The organism is Streptomyces pseudovenezuelae, from assembly GCF_029892565.1.
In the GTDB taxonomy this organism is placed as follows: domain Bacteria; phylum Actinomycetota; class Actinomycetes; order Streptomycetales; family Streptomycetaceae; genus Streptomyces; species Streptomyces pseudovenezuelae_A.
Window position 1 is genome coordinate 337,870 of the sequence record NZ_JARXVH010000001.1, and the last position, 24,416, is coordinate 362,285.

The window sequence follows — 24,416 nt, forward strand, 5'->3', positions numbered from 1 at the left end:
ATGCTCGACATACGCGGCCTGCACAAGGTCTACGAGGGATCAGGGCGCCGCGTGGAGGCCGTGCGCGACCTCACCTTCACGGTGTCGGCCGGTGAACTCGTCTGCCTGGTGGGCCCGTCGGGCTGCGGCAAGACGACGCTGCTGAAGTGCATGGGCGGTCTGCTCACGCCGACGGCCGGCGAGGTACTGCTGTCGGGCAAGCCGGTGAGCGGCCCGCCGCCCGGGATGGCGTTCGTCTTCCAGGAGTACGGACGCAGTCTCTTCCCCTGGATGCGGGTCGGCCAGAACGTCGAACTCCCGTTGAAGCAGAAGAACTTGACCAAGGCCCGCCGCAAGGAGCTGGTCGCGGACGCGCTGGAGTCGGTCGGTCTCGCGGACGCCGCCGGGGCGTATCCGTGGCAGCTGTCCGGCGGCATGCAGCAACGCGTCGCGATCGCACGGGCGTTGGCCTACGAGCCTCAGGTCCTGCTGATGGACGAGCCGTTCGCGGCGGTCGACGCGCAGACGCGGGCCGATCTGGAGGACCTCGTACGGGGGTTGTGGCGGGAGCGCGGGATCACGATCCTGTTCGTCACCCACGACATCGACGAGGCCGTGTACCTGGGCGAGCGGGTGATCGTGCTGTCCGCCTCCCCGACCGTCGTGCAGGAGCAGCTGAAGGTCGATCTGCCCGACGAGCGCGACCAGTTGCACACGCGTGTGGCCCCGCGCTTCGCCGAGCTGCGGACCCATGTGTACGAGCAGATCCAGGCGGCGAAGCGCGGGATACCGCAGGACGCGGTCACGAAGTCGAATACGCCTCCACTTCACTGAACTGCGCGGCCGGCCAGCCGGTGTTGGCGCTGACGGACAGCCGCAGATAGCGCAGGTTGGTGCTGCTGGGCAGGGCGATGGTGACCGTGTTGCCGGTGGCCGGGTCGAAGCGGTAGCCGGTGGCGCCGACGACGGTCGAGGAGGTCGAGGCGTCGGTGCCGCCCTGCACGGTGATGGTCTGGGTGCGCGCGCCCCAGGCCGAGGACGGCGGCAGCTTCAGCACCAGTCGGCGTACGGCCTTGGCCGAGCCCAGGTCGACCGTCAGCGACTGCGGGAAGGCGTTGTTGGCGGACTCCCAGTAGCTGTTCGCGTCCCCGTCGACGGCCTTGCCGGGCGTGTAGACATCCTGCGAGCTGCTCGCGGAGGCCGGGCGGCCCTTGGCGAGGTTGCTGCCGGGATCCGGGTCGGGGTTGCTCTGACCCGGCTGCGGCCAGGTCGAGCAGTCCGACCAGGCGCTGCTCCAGCCGGAGTTGCCGCCACCGTCGGTGAGGGCGAAGGAGCCGGAGTTCGCCGGGTAGGGGCAGTTGTAGACGCCCGCCGCGCCGACCGAGGTGGCCGTCACGTTGCGGAAGGTGGCCGCGCCCTGGGCCTCGGCCTGGACGACGACCGTACCGGTGTTGCGGACGGTCGCGCCGGTCACGTTGACGTTCCTGACCGGGTGGCCCTGACCACCGCCGGAGACGAACTCGAAGGCGCTGTACGGGCTGTCGGTGATCGTCGTGTTGGTGATGTTGACGGTGGCGTTGATGGCGCTGTCGTAGGAGTCGACGCGCAGGGCGCCCATCGGGTGGTTCCAGTTGGGGTTGATCGCGCCCGCCCGGACGAGCGTGTTGCCGTCGACGGTGATGGTGCCGGCCAGCGGGGAGAAAGGGTCGAGGAACTTCTGGTTGGAGATCGCGATGCCGCTGCCGAGGGCGTTGGTGTCGGAGATCAGGTTGCCCCGCACCGCGATGTCGGTGCCGCCGTAGATCGCGATGCCGTTGGCGAGGTTGGGCTGCGAGATGGTGTTGTTCTCGAAGCTGCTGTTGCTGTCCGCCCCGTTCAGCGACCACATGGCGAGGGAGTCGTCGCCCTGGTTGCGCAGGAAGTTGTTGCGGACGCGGACCCCGTGGGCGCTGCCGTTGAGGTTGAGACCGTCGGCGGTGGTGTCCAGGACTCGGTTGTTCTCGACGACCAGGTTGTCGTTGTTGCCCATCAGCCAGAAGCCGACCTTGAGGTGCTGGAGCCACATGCCGGAGACCGAACTGTTCGGTCCCAGCGAGCCGTTGACGAAGTTGTCCGGGTTGGAGTCGACGCGCTCGGTGACCTCGCCGAGGACCGCGAAGTCCTTGATGTGGACGCCACCGGAGGAGCTGGACTGGTCGATGAACCGTGAGGAGTGCACGACGGAGTACCAGCTGCCGGCGCCCTGGAGGGTGACGTTCTGGACGCCGCTGAGCGAGGACGTCAGCTTGTAGTCGCCCGGCGGGATCCACACGACTCCGCCTTGCGCGGAGGAGATCGCGTCCCGGAAGGCCTGCGTGGAGTCGCCGTTGCCGCTGGGGTCGGCGCCCTTGGAGGTGACGGAGACCGAACCGGCGGGCTGGCCCGCGGCCCCGGCGACCTGTTCGAAATCGGCCACGTCGACGGTGACTTGGGTGCCCGTCGACTGGAAGGCGACCTTGTCGCCCGCCTGCACGTTCCGGCCGAGCAGCAGCCGGGCGTTGTCGAAGAAGTGGTGCGTCTTGGCACCGGCGATCCAACCGGTGTCGATGTAGGAGTACTTGGAGGTCACCGTGAGCGTCTTGGCGAGCTTGGTCCCGTTGACGTAGACGTCGAGTGTGCCGGACTGGCCGTCCGGGACGCTGTAGGAGACGTTCACGGCGCTGGCCGCGCTCGGCACGGCGAACTCGACGCGCTGGCCCGAGGTGAGGCGTACGGCCTGCCGTCCCGAGGCCTCGGAGGCGAGGGTGCCCTGGGTGTAGTCGGGGCCGACCTTGGTGCCGGTGGTGGTCGCGGACTCGGCCTCCACGGAGGTGAAGGGGAGGCTCGCGCCGGCGGCCGCGTGGGCGGTGGGGGCGGTCGCGGTGAGCAGTCCGGCGGAGAGGGCCACCACCATCAGTGCTGGCATGCCCCTGACAGTTCTGTGCATTGCTGATCCCTTCGTGGTGGGGGTAGGGGATAGCGGGGTGCGCGCGGCCTGGCCGCGGGTCAGGTACGCAGCCAGGCCGCGGTGTCCCTCGGCAGTCGGCCGTTGTCGTCCAACGGGCCGCTGGCGAGGAGCAGTTCGGTGTGGGTGGGGAGGTCGGCGGGCGCGTCGGCGAGGTTGACCACGCACAGCACGCCGGAGGCCCTGGTGAAGGCCAGGACACCCTCGGGGGCGGGCAGCCAGCCGAGCGGGCCGTCGCCGATGAGCGGCCGGAGCCTGATGCCCTCGCGGTAGAGGGCGAGCATCGAGCGGGGGTCGGCCGCCTGCAGGTCGGCGGCGTACTCGGCCCAGCCGGCGGGCTGCGGCAGCCACGGTTCCTGCTGCGAGCCGAAGCCCGCGTACGGAGCGTCGGTGATCCAGGGCAGCGGGACCCGGCAGCCGTCGCGGCCCGGATCCGTGCCGCCGGAGCGGAAGTACATCGGGTCCTCGATGCGGTCGCGCGGGACGTCGGCCTCGGGCAGGCCGAGTTCCTCGCCCTGATAGAGGTAGACCGCTCCCGGCAGGGCGAGCGAGAGCAGGGCCGCCGCGCGAGCGCGCCGGGTGCCGAGGACGAGGTCGGTCGGGGTGCCGAAGGCCTTGGCCGCGAAGTCGAAGCCGGTGTCGGTGCGGCCGTAGCGGGTGACGGTCCGGGTGACGTCGTGGTTGCACAGCACCCAGGTGGCGGGGGCGCCCACCGGGGCGTGCTCGGCGAGCGTGGTGTCGATCGACGTACGCAGCCGGTCCGCGTCCCAAGGGCAGGACAGGAACGAGAAGTTGAAGGCCGTGTGCAGCTCGTCCGGGCGCAGATAGCGGGCGAAGCGCTCGGCGTCCGGCAGCCACACCTCGCCGACGAACACGCCGCCGAACTCGTCGGCGACCGCACGCCAGGCACGGTAGATGTCGTGGAGTTCGTCGCGGTCCACGAAGGGGTTGGGGTCGCGGCCCTCGACCCAGTCCGGCAGTCGCGGGTCCTTGGCGAGCAGGGCGGCCGAGTCGATGCGGACGCCCGCGACGCCACGCTCGAACCAGAAGCGCAGGATGTCCTCGTGCTCCTGACGGACGGCCGGGTGGGCCCAGTTGAGGTCGGGCTGTTCGGGTGTGAACAGGTGGAGGTACCAGTCGCCGTCGGGCAGCCGGGTCCACACCGGCTCGGTGGAGCCGACGAACTGCGACGGCCAGTCGTTGGGCGGGAGTTCGCCGTGCTCCCCGCGCCCGGGCCGGAAGTGGAACAACTCGCGCTCGGGGCTGCCGGGCCCGGCGGCGAGCGCGGCCCGGAACCAGGGGTGCTGGTCGGAGACGTGGTTGGGCACGATGTCGACGATGGTGCGGATGCCCAGCTGCTGCGCCTCCGAGATCAGCTTCTCCGCCTCGGCGAGGGTGCCGAAGGCCGGGTCGATCGCGCGGTAGTCGGCGACGTCGTAGCCGCCGTCCTTCAGCGGGGACAGGTACCAGGGGTTGAACCACAGGGCGTCCACACCGAGTTGGGCGAGATACGGCAGCTTGGCGCGGACCCCGGCGAGGTCGCCTGTGCCGTCCCCGTCGCCGTCGGCGAAGCTGCGGACGTAGACCTGGTAGATGACGGCGGAGCGCCACCAGTCCTGGTCCTTCGGCTGCTTGTGGGTATGGGTGGGCTGTCCCACTGTGCCTGCCTTTCTGTCTCGGGGCGGAGGGCGGTCGGTGTCAGCCCTTCGTGCTGCCCGTGCTGATTCCGGCGATGATGTGCCGCTGGAAGACCAGGAACATGGCGACCATGGGGATGCTGGCGATCACCATCGCCGCGATGAGCACGGTGAGCTGGATGTTCTGCGACAGCTGGACGAGCGCCACGCTGATCGGCTGCTTGTCGGTGTCGGAGAAGACCATCAGCGGCCAGAGGAAGTCCTGCCACACGGCGACCAGGGCGAAGATCGAGACCACACCCAGGACCGGCCGTGACATCGGCAGCACGATCGACCACAGGATGCGCAGCTTGCCGGCGCCGTCGATCTCGGCGGCCTCCAGCACGTCGCGCGGGATCTGGTCGAAGAACCGCTTGAGCAGATAGAGGTTGAAGGCGTTGGCGACGGCCGGCAGCCAGATGCCGAGCGGGTCGTTGAGCAGACTGGTGTGGATCAGCGGCAGGTCGGCGACGGTCAGGTACTTGGGTACGACCAGGGCCTGGGCCGGGACCATCAGGGTGGCCAGGATGCCGCCGAGGATCAGCTTGCCGAAGGCCGGCTTCAGCTTGGACAGGGCGTAGGCCGCGGCCGTGCACAGCACCAGCTGGAAGAACCAGGCGCCGGCCGCCTGGACCACCGTGTTCCACAGGTGCTGGGGCAGCTGCATCAGGTCCCAGGCATCGGTGTAGCCGGTGAGGTGCCAGTGCTTGGGGATCAGCGTCGGCGGGGTCTGGGTCACCTCGTCCGGTGACTTCATCGCGCCGGTCACCATCCAGTAGACCGGGAAGAGGAAGGCCAGCGCGAAGAGGAGGACGACGCCGCTGAAGACGCTCCAGTAGATGGCCCGGCCGCGCGGCCGGGCGAGCGCCGCCGGGGAGACCAGGGTGCGGGTACTCACGCGAAGTCCTCTCCGGATCGGGTCAGGCGCAGGTACACGGCGGAGAAGGCGCCCAGCAGCACCAGGAGCATCACGCTGAGCGCGCAGGCGCCGCCGAAGTCGTTGTAGAGGAACGCGTACTTGTAGATGAGGTACAGGACGGTGACCGTGGCGTTCTCCGGGCCGCCCCCCGTGATGACGAACGGTTCGGTGAAGACCTGCATGGTGGCGATGATCTGAAGAAGCATCAGCATGAGGATGACGAACCGGGTCTGAGGGATCGTCACGTACCGGATGCGCTGGAGGATGTTCGCGCCGTCCAGCTCGGCCGCCTCGTACAGCTCGCCGGGGATGGACTGCAGGGCGGCCAGGTAGATCAGGACGGTGCCGCCCATGTTGGCCCAAGTGGCCACGATGACCAGGGAGATGAGGGCCGTGTCGGCGCCGTTGGACCAGTTCGAGGTGGGCAGGTGCAGGAAGCGCAGCACCTCGTTGGCGAGGCCGGCTCCGGGATCGTAGAACCACTTCCACAACAGCGCGCTGACCACCGGCGGGATCATCACCGGCAGGTAGACCACGACCCTGAAGAAGGCCTTGGCGTGCCGCAGTTCGTTGAGGACCAGGGCCATCACGAACGGGATCGCGAAGCCGACGAGCAGGGCGAGCAGCGTGAAGGTGAGCGTGTTGCGCCAGGCGGCGGTGAACTCGGGGTCGTGCCAGACGCGGGTGAAGTTGTCGGTGCCGACCCACTCGGGGGACGAGCCCGGCGTGTACTTCTGGAAGGAGATCACGACGGCGCGGATCGCCGGGTACCAGGAGAACAGGGCGAAGCAGATCAGGCCGCCGACGAGGAAGGCGTAGGCGCGCACCTGTTCGGCGAGACGGCGCCGCCTCCGGTCCCCTGCCGGAGGCGGCGCCTGCACCGGGCGCACCGCGACCGCCTCGACGGGCCGGTGTGCTGCGGTGGTCTTGGGCATCTCGGTCAACCCCGGGCCAGGATGCTGTCGATCTTGCCGGAGGCGTCCTTGAGGAGCTTGTCGATGTCCGCGTCCTTCTTGGTGAGGACGGCGGAGACGGCGCTGTCCAGGACGGAGTAGATCTGCTGGGCGTCCGGCGGCTCGATCTTCATGTCGAGCGACTGGTTGCCGTCCAGGAAGGCCTGGTAGTTCTCCACCGGGACATTGGCGTTGGCCTTCTTGACCTGCTGGTCCTTGGCGTCGGCGGCGCCGGTGAACAGCCGCGGTTCGGGCAGGCCGACCGGGGCGTTGTTCTGCTTGGCGCGGGCGTAGTCGCCGAGGAAGCCGTCTCCTGGGGTGAGGAACATGGAGTCGAGCCACTTCAGGCCGGCGCGGATCTGGGCGGGCGAGTCGTTCTTGTTGAGCATGTAGCCGTCGCCGCCGATGAGCGTGCCCTTGCCGCCGGGCATGGGGGCCAGCGCGAGGTCCTTGTAGTTGCCGCCCTTCTCCTTGACCAGGATCGGGATGTTGTCCGGGGCGGAGAGGTACATGCCGAGCTTGCCCGAACCCATCAGCTGCTGGACGTCGTTGAGGACGAGGAGCTGCTTGCTGCCCATCGAGTTGTCGGTCCACCGCATGTCGTGCAGGTTCTGCAGGACCGCGTGGCCCTCGGGGGTGTCGACGGTGGCCTTCTTGCCGTCGGCGCTGACGACGTCGCCGCCCTGGGAGTACATCTCGGCGGTGAAGTGCCAACCCCCTTGGTTCTGGGCGGAGTAGTCGGCGTAGCCGACGGTGCCGCCGCCGAGCGCGGCGATCTTCTTGGCGTCGGCGCGCACCTCTTCCCAGGTGGCCGGGGGCGTGTCGGGGTCGAGGCCGGCCCTCTCGAAGAGCGCGCGGTTGTAGATCAGGCCCATCGAGTAGCCGGTGCGCGGGATGCCGTAGATCTTGCCGTCCACGGTGTAGATGTCGCGCAGCTGCTGCTGGATGGTGTCGTAGCTCTTCAACTCCTTGACGTACGGCGTGAGATCGGCGGCCTGTCGGACGTCGACGACGTGCTTGGCGTCGGTGAAGTACGTGTAGAAGACGTCCTCCATCTGCCCGCCGGCGAGCTTGGCGTCGAACGTCTTGGGGTCCTGGCAGGGAAAGGCGTCGTGCGCGGCGACGTCGATGTTCGGGTTCTTCTTCTCGAAGGACGCGATGTCCTGCTGGAAGAACGAACGGTCGACCTTGGCGCTCTTGGGCGGCATGCAGTTGACCGTGATGCGGGTCTTGCCGCTCGCCGAGTCGTCGCTCGACCCGCAGGCGGAGGCGGCCAGGGCAAGCGAACAGACGCCGAGTGCGGCGAAGGTACGGCGGAACCCGGTGATTCTCATCGGTGGACCCCTCGTGGCAGGAGCGGTGGGCGCCGCACACTCAAGCACCGCCGACAGCTGTCCGCAAGATATCGCGCAGAATCCGTAATTACTTGACAGAGGAATGGATGTGGTGGATCTCCAACCGACTGCGCTGGGTCACTGTCCGACAGCGCTTCCGGAAATCAGTCCCGCGGCGCTTGCGCGGTCGAGCCGCGGACCACCAGTTCCGGCTCGAAGAGCAGCTCGTCGGCGGGTACGGAACTGCCGCCGACCTGCGCGTTCAGCAGCTCGACCGCCGCCCGTCCCATCGCCTCGATGGGCTGGCGCACGGTGGTGAGGGGCGGCTCGGTGCAGTTCATCAGCGCGGAGTCGTCGTAGCCGACGACGGAGATCCGCCCCGGCACGTCGAGGCCCTTGCGGCGGGCGGCCCGGATGACGCCGAGCGCAAGCGGGTCGCTGGCGCAGATGAAACCGGTGACACCGCGGTCGATGAGCCGGGTGGCCGCCGCATGACCGCCCTCGATGGAGAACATGGCCCGCGCGATGTGCTCGTCGGGCAGCTCACCCAGGGCCCGCGCCGCGGTGAGCTTGCGCGCCGACGGCATGTGGTCGTCCGGCCCCAGGACAAGGCCGATCCGCTCGTGCCCGAGGGAGGCGAGGTGCCGCCAGGCCTGCTCCACGGCCACCGCGTCGTCGCAGGAGACACCCGGGAAGCCGAGGTCGTCGATGGACGCGTTGACCAGCACCACCGGGATGTTGCGCTCGGCGAGCCGCCGGTAGTGGTGGTGCGGCGCGTCCGCCTGGGCGTACAGACCGCCGGCGAAGACCACACCCGACACCTGCTGTTGCAGGAGCAGGTCCACGTAGTCGGCCTCGGAGACGCCGCCCTTGGTCTGGGTGCACAGCACCGGGGTCAGCCCGGCCTGGGCCAGCGCCCCGCCGATCACCTCGGCGAAGGCCGGGAAGATCGGGTTCTGCAGCTCGGGCAGGACCAGGCCGACCAGCCGCGCGCGCTCGCCGCGCAACTGCGTGGGCCGCTCGTAGCCCAGCACGTCCAGGGCGCTGAGCACCGCCTGCCGGGTGGGCTCGGAGACCCCCGGCTTGCCGTTGAGCACCCGGCTGACCGTGGCCTCGGAGACCCCGACCTTCTTCGCTACCTCGGCAAGTCGTCGCGTCATGTGCGCAAGAATAGCGCAAGAAACGCAAACGGCTTGCGTAGAGGTCGGATCCTCAGACCCGGCTGCTCGTCGCCGTGTCCGCCGACATGCGCTGGGCGATGTAGATCGGGATCACCGAGAACAGTACAAGGACGGCCGCCACGACGTTCACGACCGGTGCCTGTTGCGGTCGGGTCATGTTGTCGAAGATCCAGAGCGGCAGGGTCTGGACACCCGGTCCCGCCGTGAAGGTGGTCACCACGATCTCGTCGAAGGAGAGCGCGAAGGCGAGGAGTCCGCCCGCGAACAGCGCCGAGCGCACCAGCGGGAAGGTGACGTCGACGAAGGCGCGGAAGGTATGGGCGCCGAGGTCCATCGCCGCTTCCTCGTACGTGCCGGAGGTGCGGCGCAGCCGGGCGACGACGTTGTTGAAGACGACGACGATGCAGAAGGTGGCGTGCCCGACGACCACGGTGAACAGGCCGAGGCCGACCCCGAGCGGCTCAAGTACCGTGCTGAAGGCCGAGTTGAGGGCGATGCCCGTGACGATGCCGGGCAGCGCGATCGGCAGGACGACCACGAAGGAGATGGCGTCCCGGCCGAAGAAGCGGTACCGGGCGACGGCGAAGGCGATCAGCGTGCCGAGGACGAGCGCGATGGCGGTGGCGCCCAGGCCCGCCTTCACCGAGACCCAAAGGGCCTCCCGCGCACCGGAGTTGTCCTTGGCCACGGACCACCAGTGCAGGGTGAGTCCCGGCGGCGGCCAGCTCGCGCTGCGGTCCGGGTTCAGGGAGTTGACGAGGACGAGCAGCAGCGGCACGTAGATCACCGCGAAGCCCAGCCCGGCGGCGACGCGCAGCGCGATCCGCGCGGAACGGGAGAGTTGCACGACGGGCTCCTCTACAGGCTGCTCAGCGCGCCCGTGCGGCGCATCGCGAGCAGGTACAGCACGATGACGGCGACGGGGACCGTGGCGAGGGTGGCGGCCATGGGCAGGTTGAGTTCGATGTTGGAGTAGACGAGGTTGCCGATCAGCTGGGTCTTGCCGCCGACGATCTGCACGGTGATGTAGTCGCCGAGGCTGAGCGAGAACGTGAAGATCGACCCGGCGGCCACGGACGGCAGCACCATCGGCAGCACGACCGACCGGAAGGTCCGCCAGCCCCGGGCGCCCAAGTCGGCAGACGCGTCAAGGAGGTTGGCGGGCAACTGCTCCAGCGCGGTGTGGATCGGCAGGACCATGTACGGCAGCCAGAGGTACGTGAGTGTCAGCACGGTGGCCGGCAGGCCGTAGCCCGGACCGCTCAGCCCGAACGGCTTCAGCATCCAGTCGGCGAGCCCGCCCTCGGACAGGATCAGCCGCCACGCGTACACCTTCACCAGGTAACTCGCCCACAGCGGCGTGAGGATGGCGACGACGAGCAGTGGGCGCCACTTCGGGCGTGCCACCCGCGCGGTGTAGAAGGCGAGCGGGAACGCGATCACCGCGCACAGCAGGGACACCGCGAGCGCGACGCCGACGCTGCGCAGGATCACCTGCCGGTACACCGGCGTCGTGAACAGTTCATGGAAGTTGTCGGTCGACCAGACCTTCACCACCTCGGAGGTGAAGGAGTTCGTCGTCCAGAACGCGGAGACGAACAGCACGGCGAGCGAGCCGAGATAGAGCACGGCCAGCCACAGCAGCGGGGCGGTCAGCAGCAGCCCCAGCCGGAGCCGGGGGCGCCGGTGCAGCGCCCCGGCGAGCCGCCGGACGGTGCCCCGCCCGGCGGTCTGCGCCTCTACGGTCATGGTTCAGCCCTTGATCTCGGTCCAGGCCTGGACCCACTTGGCGTAGGGCACGCACTTGACGTCCGTGCGGCCGTCCAGGCACTGCTCGATGGGCGTGTTCCAGAAGGCGATGTTCTTCCAGTAGCTCTCGTCGGTGGCGTGGTAGGTGGTGCAGAAGTTCTTGTCGCTGGTCAGCTCGCACGCCTTGGTGTTTGCGGGGGCCTCGCCGAAGTACTCGGCGACCTGTGCGTTGACCTTCGGCGAGATGATCCAGTCCAGCCACTTGTAGGCGCAGTTGGGGTGCTTGGCCTTCGCCGAGACCATCCAGGTGTCGGACCAGCCGGTCGAACCCTCCTTCGGCACGAAGGCCTTGACCTTGGCGCCCTCGTCGGCCGCCAGGTTGGCGATGACCTGCCAGGTGGTGCCGACGACGGAGTCCCCGCTCTTGAAGGCGGAGACCTCCTTCAGGTAGTCGCCCCAGTACTCGCCGATGCTGGAGTTCTGCGTCTTGAGCAGCGCCACCGCGCCGTCGAACTGCTTCTGGTCGAGCGCGTAGGGATCCTTGATCTTCAACTCCGGCTTGGTGGCCTTGAGATACAGGGCCGCGTCGGCGATGTAAATCGGCGAGTCGTACGCGGTGACGTGGCCATTGTACTTCGACGCGTCGTCGAAGACCGCAGCCCAGGACGTCGGCGCGGGCGTCACCTTCTGGGTGTTGTACATCAGCAGGTTGGCGCCGCGGCCGTGCGGGATGCCGTACATCTGCCCGTCGACGGAGTTCCAGTTCCCGTCCTTCAACCCGCTGAAGACGTCCGCGTAGTTGGGCACGAGCTTGGTGTTGACGGGCGCGGCGTCCCCGGAGGCTATGAGGCGCAGGGAGGCGTCGCCGGAGGCCGAGACGGCGTCGTACTCACCGGTCTTCATGAGCTTGACCATCTCGTCCGAGCTGGCGGCGACCTTGGAGTTGACCTGGCAGCCGGTCTGCTTCTCGAAGTCGCTGACCCAGTCCACCTCGGGGTCGCTGGAGCCGTCCTCGACATAGCCGGCCCAGGCGATCAGGTTGACCTGGCCCTCGGTCTTGCCGAGCTTCGACTGAGCTTTGAGATCAGGGGGGTTGAGGCCGCCGGCCGAGCCGCTGCCGGAGTCGGAGGATCCGCAGGCGGTGACGGCCAGCAGCAGCGCGGCGGCGGCCGCGGTCTGGAGGGTACGGATGTGGCGCACGACGTTCTCCATACGTGAGGGACGGCGGATCAGTCGGGGACGTGGACGGTGTGGCGGCGCTGCCACCGCAGGCGGACCCGGGTGCCGCGGTAGGCGGCGACGTCCTCGGCGGAGGTCTCCAGGTTCTGCTGGAGCGCGGTGAGGCGGCCGCCCGCGTCGAGGTCGACCAGGAAGCGGGTGGAGTCCCCGAGATAGACCACCTCGGCGACGGTGCCGACGGCGGTGGTGTGCTCGGGTCCGTCGGCGTCGGTGAGCTCCTCGGCGGACTCCTCGGCGATCCGGATCTTCTCGGGCCGGACGCTGAAGGTGCCGTGGGTGCCGACGACGCGCTGGGCCGCCTCCCCCACCAGCAGGTTCGAGGTGCCGACGAAGGACGCGACGAACGAGGTGACGGGTCGCTCGTAGATCTCGGCGGGGGTGCCGACCTGTTCGAGGCGGCCCTGGTCGAAGACGGCGATGCGGTCGCTCATCGTCAGGGCCTCCTCCTGGTCGTGGGTGACGAAGACGAAGGTGATGCCGACCTCGCGCTGCAGCGCCTTGAGTTCGACCTGCATCTGCTCGCGCAGCTTGAGGTCGAGGGCGCCGAGCGGTTCGTCGAGCAGCAGCACCCGGGGCCGGCCGACCAGGGCGCGGGCGAGGGCGACGCGCTGGCGCTGCCCGCCGGAGAGCTGGCCGGGCCGGCGCTTCCCGTACCCGTCGAGGCGCACCTCGGCGAGCGCCTTGCGGGCCCGCACGAGCCGCTCCGCCTTGGGCACCTTGCGGACCTTGAGGGCGTAGGCCACGTTCTGCTCGACGGTCATGTGCGGGAAGAGCGCGTAGTCCTGGAACACGGTGTGGACGTCCCGCTCGAAGGGCGCGAGGCCCGTGACGTCCTGGCCGGCCAGCTCGATCCGGCCGCCGGTCGGTGTCTCGAACCCGGCGATCATGCGCAGGACGGTGGTCTTGCCGGAGCCGGAGGGACCGAGCAGCGAGAAGAACTCCCCGTCCCGGATCTCCAGGTCGATGCCGGCCACGGCGGTCGTCTCACCGAACGACTTCCGCAGATCGTGCAGCCGGATCGCACTTCCCTCCATGGGCGGGAACCTTTCTGGCGCTCTCGTACGTTGCACGGAAACATATGAAGTCATAGTTCAAATCTCAAGGCCCCCTTAGGGTAAAGCTTGAGTCAACGCACAAGGTGGTGGCCGTGAAGCAATCGACCGACGGCGGCGCCCGCAGAGCCGTCTTCGCACCCGTGGACAACCGGGCGCGCGTGGACGCCGTGGTACGCCGGCTCGGCGACGCCATCGAGCTGGGCCTGCTCGCCGACGGGGAGCAGCTGCCCGGCGAGAGCGAGCTGGCCGGGCAGCTCGGCGTGTCCACCGTGACCCTGCGCGAGGCCCTCATGGCCCTGCGCCAGCAGGGCCTGGTCACCACCCGAAGGGGCCGCGGCGGCGGCTCCTTCGTCTCGCTGCCCGAGGACCCGGGCGAGGAGCGCCTCAGGGTCCGCCTGCGCGGCTGGAGCCCGGAGGAACTGCGCGACCTGGGCGACCACTGGGCGGCCCTGTCGGGCACCTCGGCCCGCCTCGCCGCGGACCGCACGGAACCCGACGACCTCGTCCAACTGCACCGCACCGCGGTCGAGTTGAGCCAGGCACCGGACCCCGCGGCCTGCTCCCGGATGTACGGGCGCTTCCATGTGGAGCTGGCCGCCGCCGCCCAGTCCGCCCGGCTCACCCGGGAGCAGGTCGCGCTGCAGACGGAGGTCGGGGCGCTGCTGTGCCTTGTGCTCGGCGACGACGAATATCGTGAAGAGGTGGCGGACCGTCACCGCTCCGTAATCTCGGCCGTGCAAGATGGGGCCCACGATTCGGCCAGGGAACTGGCCGAGCGGTGCGTCCAGGAGTCGACGGCGCGGCTCATCGCCGTACGTCTCGCCCTGTAGCCGCGCCGCACCGGTCCCCGTCCGCTGGAGGGCCCCATGAGGAGCAGCCCCGGCCTCGTCGGCACGGCGACCCCGACGCTGGACGCGCCCACCCAGGAACAGGTGGCGGCGCGGGTGGGTGACGCGCTGGAGGCCGTGTTCGACGCGGTGGCCGAAACCCGCGCGGACGCGACGGAGTTGCTGACCCGAGTGGCCGCCCGGCAGCGCCGCCCCGCGACCGCCGACCTGGCCGCGCTCCGCCCCGGTCTCCATCTGCGGCTGACCCGCCAGGAGTTGGTCTCGGGCGTGGGCTTCGTCGCCGCCCCCGGCCTGCTGACCGACGTGCCGTCCTGGCTGGAGTGGTGGCAGTCCGGCGCCGAAGGGGATCTGAAACCTCTCCTGTTGGACCTCGACCCGCAGCACTCGGCGTACTCGGACTACACGCACTGGGACTGGTTCGCGCTGCCCCGCGACACCGGCCGGCGGGCGGTGGCGGGCCCGTACGTCGACTACCTCTGCTCGGACGAGTACAGCCTCACGCTCTCCGCACCCGTCGAGGTGGCGGGCCGGTTCGTCGGAGTGGCCGCGGCGGACGTGTACCTGCGGCACTTCGAGGCGGCCGCCCTGCCGCTGCTACGACGGCTGCCGGGACCGGCGTACCTGGTGAACGCGCGCGGCCGGGTGGCGGCCTCCGCGGACCCCGCCCATCTCGCCGGGTCCCTCACCAAGGGCCCTGATTTCGCGGGGGTGTTGGAGCGGGCGCGGCCCGCGGACTTCGACGGAATGCGGCTGTTCCCGTGCCACGGCATCCCGCTGGTTCTGGTGACGGCCGCGCGCTGAACTCCGGCTCGCGAACTGGCAGGTTACCGACTGGGCGCCGTCGGCGACCTGAACGCCGACGGTGCCCGGTCAGGCCTCGGGGGTGGGGACCACCCTCAGATGTGCGACCGCCGACCTGGCACCGCGCGGCCGGGACCGCTCACGGCGGGTCTCACGCAGGACCAGCGTCAGCCGCCGGTACCCCAACTCGCGCAGCGTGGGCGGCGTCTCGTCCACCACCCGGCAATCGGTGACACCCCAGCGCGGGTCGGGATGGCGCACGGGCCGCACGACACCGTCCTGTTCGAGCGCGGCCTCACCGGCCACCCGGATCCAGTGCGGCAGCCCCTGGCGGAAGGCGGCCTCCATGATCGGGTCCTGGGCGATCTCACGGCGAATGGCCTGAAGTCCGTGGTCGTGCGCGCACCGCTCCACGGCGGACGAGAACTGCGCCAGCATCGGCAGGCACCACAGGGACTCGTGATCGCAGAGGACCGAGCCCGCGTCCGGGTGGAACAGCACGAAACGCAGCAGGTTGTCGCACGGCATCGCGGTCGGATGCGGGCTCATCTCGCGGAAAAGTGACGCGAATGCGCTGTTGGAGACAACGACGTCCCAGCGGTGGTCGAGGACGACGGACGGAAAGGGGACAGCCTCCACGAGGGTGGCGTAGTCCTGCAGATACGCCTGGGCCTCTGGACTCTCGGGGACGGGCCGCGGTGCCGGCCGCTGCCCTCCTGCCTGATACGCCATCGGGAGGTCACCCCTCTTGCCTATGCGGCCTTCACGCGGCGCCTTGATCCTGCGGTCCCGACGCAAGCCGTGTCAACTATCGTGGCATTCCGTGCCTGTTGACGGCTTAAATTGGCCACAGTTGTGGCGAGACCTGGATGTGAGTTCGAACCTACGGGTAATGTCCGTCGGGTTCACGGCAACGGCTTGTGAAAAGCCGGTGAGAAACGTAGGAGATCTGTCGGTGACGGATGGCTTCGAGGGTCCGGGCACCACGGCGACCGCTGCGCTGCCGGCCGTCGTCGCTCGCGTCGCCGCGCTCGCCGACCGCCTGGGCGTCGCGCACACGGAGGTCTTCGACGTCGGCCGCCTTTCCGCCGCCTCCGGAGTGCCGCAGCCGGTGGTCAGGGACCTGCTGAACGGCCGTCCGGCGGGCGAGCCCGACGTCCAGGCCCGCTTCCTCCAGCGCCTGGGCCTGCTGCGCCGCACGCGCCTGAAGCCCAACGGCCGCAAGTACACCCAGCAGGAGATCGCCGACGGCGCGGGCATGTCCCGCCAGCAGGCCGGCGCCCTCATCAACGGCGACCGGCGCCCCACGATGGAGCACTGCGACGCCATCCAGCGCTTCTTCCGGGTGCACGCGGGCTTCCTGACCGCCGAGGACCCCGAGGCCCTCACCGGCGCCCTGCAGAGCACCGAGCAGGAGCTGCTCCAGAAGCTCGCCGAGCGCGAGGCCGACGGTACCGGCGAGGACCCGCTGGAGCGGCTGCTGCAGGACCACGGGGTGCGCGGGATCGCCTGGCGGGCCGCCCAACTGCCCACCGACCAGCACCGCGACAAGGTCGCGGAGTGGCTGGACATGCTCCTGGAGAGCGTCAAGCGGCCCGAGTCGTGAGCCGGGGGAGAACTGTGGGCATCGGCAAGCAGATGCGCCGCCTGTGCGGCGAGTTGGTCACGGAACTCACGCTGCCCGCGCCCGCGCCACCGGCGGACCTGTACGGCGCCCTGTGCTCCGCGATGAGCAGGCGCCGCGGCCGCCCGGTGCACTTCCGTACGGCCGCCTTCCCCACGGCGACGGCCAGCGGCCTGTGGCTCGACATGACCGACCAGGATCTCGTCGTCATCGAGGAACGCACCGCACCCGACCACCAGTTGGTGATCCTGGGTCACGAGCTGTGGCACATGCAGGCCGGCCACCACGGCCATCACGTCGAGGGCGCCAAGGTGGCGGCCCGGCTCCTGGACGACGGGGCCGACCTCCTCGCCACCGTCCGCGCGGTCGCCGCCCGCAGCCACTTCGACCAGGCCGAGGAGCAGGAGGCCGAGGCCTTCGGGCTGCTGCTGGCCAGCAAGTGCCGTACGTGGCTTGCCGGTTCGGGGCTGCGCGGCCCGGTGCAGCGCGACCACCTGGCGGGCCGTATCGGGGCGTCCTTGGGGTATCTGGGGCCACAGGGCTGAAGCGCTACGCGCGGTGACAGTGTGCCCGTGCGATCAAGTCCCGTGCCGATGTGGCGCGTTGCCGAGCGGCGCACGCCCCGCGCACCCCGCTCACCCTCAGGTGGCACTGCGCTCGCTGGCCTCCCGCAGATCCGCCTCCGCCGCCCGGCCGTACGCCGTGTCCGACTGTCCGTCGCACAACAGCTCCCGCCAGTGCTCTCGGCTCCAGTCGGCCGGATCCGTGGTCCGCGTGAACTCCTCGACCAGCGACACGAATCGCCCGGGATCGCTGTGGAACGGGAAGTGCCCGGCCCCCTCGAAGATCTCCAGCCGACTGCCCGGCATCGCCTCGTGCGCCCCGTACGCGTGCCGCACGGGCACCACGCTGTCCCGGTCGCCCCACAGCAGCATGGTCGGCATGCCCTCGGTCAGATAGCACCGGTCGAGCATGGTGACGACCTGCCCGCGCCAGTCGACGACCGCGCGCAGCGTCCGCACGAACGCGTTCCTCGCGGTCTCGTCGGGCAGGGCGTCGACCAGCGTCAGCCACTCGCCGGCGTCCTGCCCGAGGTCGGTGTTCAGCAGCTTCATCAGCCGTATCGTCAGGCCGACTTGGAGCCGCATCCCCGGCAGCCGCAGGGACGACAGCATCAGATGCGCGCCCGGCAACGAGACCAGCCGCAGCACGGGATTGACCTCGCGCCCCACACCTCCGGCGCTGACCAGGATGAGCCGCTCGGTGCGCTCGGGGAACTGGTAGGCGAACTGCATGGCCACTCCCCCGCCCAGCGAGTGCCCCACCAGGGTCGCCGACTCGATGCCGAGGGCCGTCAGCAGGTCCCGCACGCCGTTCGCGTACGCGGCCACCGAGTAGTCGGCGCGCGGCTTGTCGGAGGCTCCGTGGCCGAGCAGGTCGGGGGCGATGACGGTGTGGGTGCGGGCGAGGTCGGGGATCAGTTCGGTCCAGGTCGCCGAGGAGTCGCCGATGCCGTGGATGAGGACCAGTGCGGGGCCCTCCCCTGCCATGCGGTAGGCGCGCCGGTAACCGTGCACGACGCGGTACCGCAGCTCGAGTTCGTCGTCGCCCACCGGACGCAGCCGTACGGCGCGCACCGGGCGCCGACGCGGGACGTCGACCACGCGTTCGCCTCCCCTTCCGTTGGCCGTGCGGAACACGGCCGAAAGCCCTTCCTCCCAGCCTAGGACTGCTTTCCCACAAGGGATTTCGAGGACGTTTCGCCTCCGCTAAGCGGGCGAACCGGAAGGCGGCGAAACCCGATTGTCAGTGGTGGACGGCAAGCTTGGGACGAGCGACCGACGACGCCGATCCAGAAGGAGCCGCCCGATGATGCCCACCGCCGTTCTGACCGACCGCGAGCGCACCGCCGTGCAGGCCTACATGCGACTGCTGCACACCGTGCGGGCCGCCTTCGACGGCGACGGCCCGCCGGAGACGCGCCGACCACCCGTCGTTCCGCCCGCCGTGCTCGCGGAGGCGGAGCGGGCCCTGGCGGACGCGGGGCTGCAAGGAAACGAGGAGGAGTTCTTCCGACTTCTGCAGAGCTGGTGCCCGGGCGGCTAGGCCCTCGTGGCAACCGCTGGGGCTCCGCGGCAGCCGCGCTTCAGGCGGCGGTGTGCGGCACGCTGATCGCCGTCGCCACCAGCCCCCGCTGGACGGTCCAGCGGCCCTCGAAGTGGCTGACGCGCCGTCGGCCGACGAGCGGCCCCGGGACGAGCAGGTCGGCGCGGAAACCGCCGTGCAGCCGCTCGCCGGGGTCGAGGAAGACCTCGATGTCGGCCTCGGTGAACTCCAGCCACTGCCCGGTGAGGGGGAACCACGCCTTGTAGACGGACTCCTTGGCGCTGAACAGGAGCCGGTCCCAGTGGACGCCGGGACGCTCCTGGGCGAGCCCGCGCAGCCGGTCCGCCTCCGCGGGCAGGGACACGGCGTCCAGGACGCCCTCGGGGAGCGGTCCGTGGGGTTCGGCGTCGATGCCGAGGGAGGCGAGGTCGGTGGCGCGGATCAGGGCGGCGGCGCAGTAGCCGTCGCAGTGGGTCATGCTGCCGACCAGACCCGCGGGCCAGCCGGGCGCACCGCGCTCACCGGGCAGCAGGGGCCCCGGCGGCACGCCGAGCTTCTCCATGGCGCGGCGCGCGCAGGCGCGGACCAGGGCGAACTCGCGGCGGCGCTTGGCGACGGCCTGCGCCACCACCGCCGCCTCCTCCGGGTACAGCGGGGCGGGCTCGCTCCCGTCGTCGCCGAGCACCTCCACGGCGACCACCTCGGGCGGCAGCAGCTCCTCGATCACCGGGTCCCGACCTCCTTCGACACGTCCGACGCGTCCGGCCGGTACGGCAGAATCCGCCGCAGCCTCCCCGGTGGCTGCGCCCGCTTGCGCCACTCACGCGGGTAGCCGACCGACACCTCTTCGAAGCGGACGCCCTCGTGCCAGGTGGTACGCGGGATGTGCAGATGTCCGTAGACCATGGTCTCGACCCGGAAGCGGCGGTGCCAGTCGGCGGTGAGTTCGGTGCCGCACCACATGGCGAACTCGGGGTGCCACAGGACGTCGGTGGGGTGCCGGTCCAGCGGGTAGTGGTTGACGAGGACCGTGGGCAGGTCGTCGGGGATCTCCGCGAGCCGGCGTTCGGTCTCGGCGACCCGGGCCCGGCACCAGGCCTCACGGCTCGGGAACGGGTCGGGGTGCAGGAGGTACTCGTCGTTGCAGACGATGCCGGTCTTGTACGCGTACTCCAGCCCCTGCGCCTTGGTGACACAGCCGGCCGGGAGGAACGAGTAGTCGTACAGCAGGAAGAGCGGGGCGACGACGACCGAGCCGCCGGGGCCGTCCCAGACGGGGTACGGGTCCTCCGGGGTCGTCACGCCGAGTTCGCGGCAGACGGTGACCAGGTGCTCGTAGCGGGCGGTGCCGCGCAGGGTGACGGGGTCCTTGGGGTGGGTCCACAGCTCGTGGTTGCCGGGCGCCCAGATCACCTTGCGGAAGCGGCTCGCGAGGGTCTTCAGCGCCCAGCGGATGTCGGCGACGGTCTCGGAGACGTCGCCGGCCACGAGCAGCCAGTCGTCGTCCGTGTCCGGCCGCATCTCCTCGACGAGGGCACGGTTCTCGGCGTACCCGATGTGCAGGTCACTGATGGCCAGCAGTTGTCCGGCACCACCGGCCGTCGACGTCACCTCGCGCCCCCTCCGCACACCCGGCGCGTCCCGCGCGCGCACCGGTTCGGACCACGACAACATATTCGCGGCGCCCCGACAAGGCGGTCCGGCGCGGACCGCGGCGGCGCGTGCGGAACTCCTGCTCCGGGTGGGCATGATCGGAAAATCCGTAACACGTACGTTGCACGATGGGCCTCCGCGAAGCCGTATGATCGCCCCAACACCACCGCCACGAACTTCCCTTCACACAGGGGTGGTTTGGCGACCCTCCCTCCCCCCTGCCCGGGCACGGGCCTGCTTTGCCCTGCCCGCGAACCGTGAAAGGCGGCCTGCATGGTCTCTCGCGTACGCGTCTGGCTCAACCGCACGTACGCGGAGAACGTGTTCTTCATGGATCAGCTGCGGCGAAATCCCAGCGATCGAGCCGTCGAGATTCATGCGACGCACGGGGACGCGGACTCTCCCGTGCTGGCCGCCGCCGACACCGCCGACCTGGAGCCGGAGGGCCTGTCCCCCGCCGCGTACGTCGAGTACGCGCTCGACCAGTGTCAGCGTCGTGGCATCGATGTCTTCGTGCCCCGGCTGCACCAGTCGGCGATCGTGGCGCACCGCGCCGACTTCGAGTCGGTCGGCACCGCGCTGCTGGCGCCGCCGCCGGAGGCCGTGGCCGTCTTCCACGACAAGGTGATCGCCTACGAGGCCGTGCAGGCGATCGGTGTGCCGGTGCCGTCGTGGTTCCGCGTCCGCAACGCCGACGAACTCCTCGCCGCCGTCGAGGAGTTGGAGGCCGACGGGCACAAGGCGTGCTTCAAGCCGGCGTCCGGTGCGGGCGGGGTGGGCTTCCGGGTCATCACGCGTACGCCGTTCTCGATGATGCACCTGACCGGGTTCCCGAGCTCGTACGTGCCGCTGGATCTGGTGCTTGGCGCGCTGAAGGAGACCGACGAGCCGGTCGACTGGCTGGTGATGCCGCGTCTGGAGGAGCCTGAGGTGTCGGTGGACTGCCTCACGGGTCCCGACAACCGGGTGCGGCTGGCGATCGGCCGTACGAAGAACGGGCGGCGGCGCGGGTTCACGCTGCACGAGCAGTGGCTGGAGCCGGCGCGACGGATCGCGGAGGGCTTCGGGCTGCACTATCTGTCCAACATCCAGTTCCGGATGTTCGGTGACCGGCCGGTGCTGATGGACGTCAACACGCGGCCCGCCGGCGGGCTCCACCAGCTGTCGCTGTGCGGGGTCAACGCCCCTTGGGCGGCTGTGCAGTTGGCGCTCGGCGAAGACCCGGGCGAGGTCGTGCCGCCGTTCCTCGGACAGGACTACACGGTGGTCTCCGGGCCGCGCCAGCTGCGGCCGCTGACGGCGTCGCACCAGCGGATGGACGAGGACGAGCAGGTGTCGCTGCCGTCCGTGCCCGCGCAGACCGCCGAGTCCGTCGAGGTCGCCCCGCAGTCGGCCGGCAGCCACGCCGGCGCGACTGCCTAGACGAACAACTTCATACCGGTCTGGACCAATCGCGCCGCAGCATCTTGACACCGCGATTGGTCCATACCAACTTGGGTTGCGCACCCCGCTCTGCTCGGTACTCCCGAGTCTGCACTCCCGAACATCCCCATTACTTCAGGGAGATCGCGTGCGTAACCCACTCAGACGTCCCGGACGTCGACTCCTCGCACTCCTCGGCACCGCCGCTCTCGCGCTCGCCGGAGCCGTCGCCCTGCCCGGCACGGCCGAAGCGGCCAACATCCTTCCCAACCCCGGCTTCGAGTCGGGCGTCCTCTCGCCCTGGAGCTGCACCGGCAACCTGGGCTCGGTCGTCTCCTCCCCCGTGCACGGCGGCTCCAAGGCCCTTCAGGGCGCGGTGAGTTCGAGCGACATCGCGCAGTGCAGCCAGACCGTCGCGGTCCAGCCGAACACCACCTACTCGCTCAGCGGCTGGGTGCGCGGCTCCTACGTCTACCTCGGTGTGAACGGCGGCGCCTCGACGTGGACCTCGTCCCCCTCCGCGTACAGCCAGTTGACCGTCTCCTTCACCACCGGCGCCTCGCAGACCAGCGCGACGATCTACACGCACGGCTGGTACGCCCAAGGCACCTACTACGCCGACGACATCAGCCTGGACGGGCCCGGCGGCAGTAGCGACACCCAGGCGCCGACGACCCCCGGTGCCCTGTCCTCCACCGGCAAGACCTCGTCGAGCGTGTCGCTCAAGTGGAACGCCTCCACGGACAACGTGGGCGTCACGGCGTACGACATCTACGCCGGCTCCAGTCAGGTGCTAAGCGTCTCCGGTACGACGGCGACGGTCAGCGGGCTCTCACCCAGCACCGCCTACACCTTCACCGTCAGGGCGCGCGACGCGGCCGGCAACGCCTCGGCGGCCTCCAACTCCGTGAGCGTCACGACGGACGCGGGCACCGGCACCCCCACCGGGTTCAAGCAGGCCGCGCCCTACCTCTTCGAGGGCTGGGGCGACCCGCCGAGCCCGACCACGGTGATGGCCGCGACCGGCGTCAAGTGGTTCACGATGGCCTTCGTGCTGGACTCCGGCGGCTGCAACCCCTCGTGGGACGGCCAACGGGCGCTGACCGGTGGCGTCGACCAGACCGCCATCAACCAGATCCGCTCCGCCGGCGGTGACATCGTCCCGTCGTTCGGCGGCTGGCAGGGCAGCAAGCTCGGTGCCAACTGCTCCTCGGCGAGCGCGCTGGCGGGTGCGATCCAGAAGGTGATCGACGCCTACGGACTCAAGGCCGTCGACATGGACATCGAGAACACCGACGAGTTCGAGAACGAGGCCACGCAGGCGAAGATCCTCACCGCCCTGAAGACGGTCAAGGCCAACAACCCCGGCCTGAAGACCATCGTCACCTTCGGGACGTCGACCACCGGTCCGACCTACTACGGCAACCGGCTCATCGAGCAGGCGCAGTCGCTCGGCGCGAACATCGACGTCTTCACCATCATGCCGTTCGACTTCGGCGGCGGCTCGAACATGTACGGCAACACCGTCAACGCGGCGGAGGGCCTGAAGACCAAGCTGAAGTCGACCTTCGGCTGGGACGACGCCACCGCCTACTCCCACATCGGCATCTCCGGCATGAACGGCCTGTCCGACCAGCAGGAGAACACCACGCCCGCGATCTGGACCCAGATCAAGGACTGGTCCAACAGTCACCACATCGCCCGCCTCGCGTTCTGGGCGGTCAACCGCGACCGGCCGTGCCCGGGCGGTGGCGTGGTGAGCAACTGCTCCGGCATCAGCCAGAACAACTGGCAGTTCACCTCGATCACGGCCGGCTTCACCGGCTGAGCGGGTAGCGACAGGAGGCGTGGGGGCACCCGTCAGGTCGGGTACCCCCACGCCTTCGCCAACTCCACGAGTCTGGGCGGCAGTTCGGCCGTGCCGTCGGCGGACCGGGCGGGCTGGACGCGGCCCGACTTGATGGTGCTGGACCAGTCGCCGAGCTGGGGGCGGAAGGTCCCGTGGTCCTTGCTGCCGTAGTCGAGCATGGCCGGCTCCCACACGACACCGAGGTGGTCGCACAGGCCGCGCGTGACCCGCTCCGGATCGGCGGTGAGTTCCTCGTACGTGATGACGTGGGCGGCGTCGAGACCCAGCCGGGCCTCCTCCAACTTCTCGGCGTAGCGCAGGACTTCGGCGCGGATGGCCTCGTGGTCGGGGTCCTTGCGGCGGTCGGTCAGGGAGGCGACGATCGCGCCGGGGTGACGCAGCAGCAGGATGTAGCGGGCGCCGGGCCAACATCGGTGCAGGCGCGGCCAGATGAGGGTGTTGGGCGGGGTCTTGTCGACGATGACGTCCTTGCCGCTGCGGGTGAGCTCCAGGTGCAGCACCCGGTCCCACAGCATGTGCTCCAGCTCTTCCTTGTCGAGTTCGAGCGCCTGCATCGCGTCCGCGCTGAAGGTCCGGCTCAGGTCGACGTGCAGCGTGCGCAGATGCATCTCGTGCGGGGCGCGGACCCGGCTGTGGCTGTTGAGCAGGACGCGCAGCAGCGTCGACCCTGAGCGCACCGAGGAGAGCACGAAGACCGGTGACTCGACCAGGCGCGGTGCGCACGGGGCGGTGTACGACGGCACGGTCGAACTCTTCGTGCCAGGCGGGGCCTTGGGGGCGGAGCGGGGTGACGGCATCGCGTCCAGGCTCCGGCGCGGCGGGCTCACCGCCTCGGCCACCAGGCGCCCCCGACGCCTGAGGCCCTTCCCTATCGCGGACATACGCGGGTCACGCACGCTGACACCTTTCTCTCGCCTTACCGGCGCATCTCAGGCGCGACAGGCGAACTCCAGGTGTCCGAAAAAGGAACACCCCTGGTCAGCGAAGCCTAAATGCGGGCCCTGACCAGGGGACTTACCGTTCT

General features: G+C 69.9%; 23 protein-coding genes. 8 read left to right on the forward strand and 15 right to left on the reverse strand.

The genetic code is table 11. The features are described from left to right. Entirely contained in the window at positions 1–813 is an 813-nt protein-coding gene (locus M2283_RS01560; protein ID WP_280874079.1) for an ABC transporter ATP-binding protein, read from the forward strand. Here the strand turns inward: M2283_RS01560 and M2283_RS01565 are convergent. From M2283_RS01565 to M2283_RS01610, 10 genes are all read right to left on the reverse strand, one after another. Next, a complete protein-coding gene (locus M2283_RS01565) occupies positions 782–2,923 on the reverse strand; it encodes a discoidin domain-containing protein (protein WP_432423006.1) in 2,142 nt (713 codons plus the stop codon). The two genes, M2283_RS01560 and M2283_RS01565, sit on opposite strands and share 32 nt — an antisense overlap. A gap of 80 nt (positions 2,924–3,003) precedes the next feature. Continuing rightward, positions 3,004–4,620, reverse strand: coding sequence for a glycoside hydrolase family 13 protein (locus tag M2283_RS01570; protein WP_280874081.1), 1,617 nt, complete (start codon positions 4,618–4,620; stop codon positions 3,004–3,006). Positions 4,621–4,660: 40 nt separating this feature from the next. Further along, positions 4,661–5,536, reverse strand: coding sequence for a carbohydrate ABC transporter permease (locus tag M2283_RS01575; protein WP_280874082.1), 876 nt, complete (start codon positions 5,534–5,536; stop codon positions 4,661–4,663). Beyond that, on the reverse strand, positions 5,533–6,492 hold the full coding sequence (locus M2283_RS01580) for a carbohydrate ABC transporter permease (RefSeq protein WP_280874083.1): 960 nt from the start codon (positions 6,490–6,492) through the stop codon (positions 5,533–5,535). Before M2283_RS01580 ends, M2283_RS01575 begins: the two co-directional genes overlap by 4 nt. A 5-nt stretch (positions 6,493–6,497) precedes the next feature. Continuing rightward, positions 6,498–7,844 (reverse strand): ABC transporter substrate-binding protein, encoded by a 1,347-nt coding sequence (locus M2283_RS01585; RefSeq protein ID WP_280874084.1) that lies wholly within the window; start codon positions 7,842–7,844, stop codon positions 6,498–6,500. Between the two features lie 164 nt (positions 7,845–8,008). Then, positions 8,009–9,004, reverse strand: a complete 996-nt coding sequence (locus M2283_RS01590) for a LacI family DNA-binding transcriptional regulator (RefSeq protein WP_348538889.1) — start codon at positions 9,002–9,004, stop codon at positions 8,009–8,011. 52 nt (positions 9,005–9,056) lie between these two features. Continuing rightward, positions 9,057–9,872 (reverse strand): ABC transporter permease, encoded by an 816-nt coding sequence (locus M2283_RS01595; RefSeq protein WP_280874085.1) that lies wholly within the window; start codon positions 9,870–9,872, stop codon positions 9,057–9,059. Positions 9,873–9,883: 11 nt separating this feature from the next. Beyond that, entirely contained in the window at positions 9,884–10,774 is an 891-nt protein-coding gene (locus tag M2283_RS01600; RefSeq protein WP_280874086.1) for an ABC transporter permease, read from the reverse strand. Between the two features lie 3 nt (positions 10,775–10,777). Next, on the reverse strand, positions 10,778–11,986 hold the full coding sequence (locus M2283_RS01605; RefSeq protein WP_432423007.1) for an ABC transporter substrate-binding protein: 1,209 nt from the start codon (positions 11,984–11,986) through the stop codon (positions 10,778–10,780). A 17-nt stretch (positions 11,987–12,003) separates the two neighbouring features. Then, complete coding sequence (locus M2283_RS01610; RefSeq protein WP_280874089.1) at positions 12,004–13,047, reverse strand: ABC transporter ATP-binding protein; 1,044 nt, start codon at positions 13,045–13,047, stop codon at positions 12,004–12,006. 104 nt (positions 13,048–13,151) lie between these two features. Between M2283_RS01610 and M2283_RS01615 the strand changes: the two genes are divergently transcribed. Further along, positions 13,152–13,898, forward strand: coding sequence for a FadR/GntR family transcriptional regulator (locus M2283_RS01615; protein WP_432423008.1), 747 nt, complete (start codon positions 13,152–13,154; stop codon positions 13,896–13,898). A 36-nt stretch (positions 13,899–13,934) separates the two neighbouring features. Then, positions 13,935–14,717 (forward strand): cache domain-containing protein, encoded by a 783-nt coding sequence (locus M2283_RS01620; protein WP_280874091.1) that lies wholly within the window; start codon positions 13,935–13,937, stop codon positions 14,715–14,717. Positions 14,718–14,786: 69 nt separating this feature from the next. On the opposite strand, the gene M2283_RS01625 is transcribed toward M2283_RS01620, so the two are convergent. Further along, positions 14,787–15,449, reverse strand: coding sequence for a hypothetical protein (locus M2283_RS01625; protein ID WP_280874092.1), 663 nt, complete (start codon positions 15,447–15,449; stop codon positions 14,787–14,789). A 223-nt stretch (positions 15,450–15,672) separates the two neighbouring features. Between M2283_RS01625 and M2283_RS01630 the strand changes: the two genes are divergently transcribed. Both M2283_RS01630 and M2283_RS01635 read left to right on the forward strand, forming a co-directional pair. Next, a complete protein-coding gene (locus tag M2283_RS01630) occupies positions 15,673–16,323 on the forward strand; it encodes a helix-turn-helix domain-containing protein (protein ID WP_280874093.1) in 651 nt (216 codons plus the stop codon). Between the two features lie 32 nt (positions 16,324–16,355). Continuing rightward, a complete protein-coding gene (locus tag M2283_RS01635; protein ID WP_280874680.1) occupies positions 16,356–16,886 on the forward strand; it encodes a toxin-antitoxin system, toxin component in 531 nt (176 codons plus the stop codon). Positions 16,887–16,982: 96 nt separating this feature from the next. Here the strand turns inward: M2283_RS01635 and M2283_RS01640 are convergent, their stop codons facing one another. Next, positions 16,983–18,005: an alpha/beta fold hydrolase gene (locus tag M2283_RS01640; RefSeq protein ID WP_280874094.1), complete on the reverse strand. Its 1,023-nt coding sequence runs from the start codon at positions 18,003–18,005 to the stop codon at positions 16,983–16,985. Between the two features lie 208 nt (positions 18,006–18,213). Between M2283_RS01640 and M2283_RS01645 the strand changes: the two genes are divergently transcribed. Beyond that, a complete protein-coding gene (locus tag M2283_RS01645) occupies positions 18,214–18,447 on the forward strand; it encodes a hypothetical protein (protein WP_280874682.1) in 234 nt (77 codons plus the stop codon). A 40-nt stretch (positions 18,448–18,487) separates the two neighbouring features. Here M2283_RS01645 and M2283_RS01650 read toward each other — a convergent pair whose 3' ends face one another. Next, positions 18,488–19,174 carry a 4'-phosphopantetheinyl transferase family protein gene (locus tag M2283_RS01650; RefSeq protein WP_280874095.1) on the reverse strand — a complete coding sequence of 229 codons (687 nt, stop codon included), beginning with the start codon at positions 19,172–19,174 and terminating at the stop codon, positions 18,488–18,490. Further along, a complete protein-coding gene (locus tag M2283_RS01655; protein WP_280874097.1) occupies positions 19,171–20,058 on the reverse strand; it encodes a metallophosphoesterase family protein in 888 nt (295 codons plus the stop codon). The genes M2283_RS01650 and M2283_RS01655 overlap by 4 nt, the downstream gene beginning before the upstream one ends. 315 nt (positions 20,059–20,373) lie before the next feature. Between M2283_RS01655 and M2283_RS01660 the strand changes: the two genes are divergently transcribed. Together M2283_RS01660 and M2283_RS01665 are read left to right on the forward strand one after the other, a co-directional pair. Further along, complete coding sequence (locus tag M2283_RS01660; RefSeq protein WP_280874098.1) at positions 20,374–21,522, forward strand: ATP-grasp domain-containing protein; 1,149 nt, start codon at positions 20,374–20,376, stop codon at positions 21,520–21,522. A gap of 148 nt (positions 21,523–21,670) precedes the next feature. Continuing rightward, complete coding sequence (locus M2283_RS01665) at positions 21,671–23,350, forward strand: carbohydrate binding domain-containing protein (protein WP_280874099.1); 1,680 nt, start codon at positions 21,671–21,673, stop codon at positions 23,348–23,350. 32 nt (positions 23,351–23,382) lie between these two features. Here the strand turns inward: M2283_RS01665 and M2283_RS01670 are convergent, their stop codons facing one another. Beyond that, on the reverse strand, positions 23,383–24,288 hold the full coding sequence (locus tag M2283_RS01670) for a sulfotransferase family protein (RefSeq protein ID WP_280874101.1): 906 nt from the start codon (positions 24,286–24,288) through the stop codon (positions 23,383–23,385). Positions 24,289–24,416 lie beyond the last annotated feature (128 nt).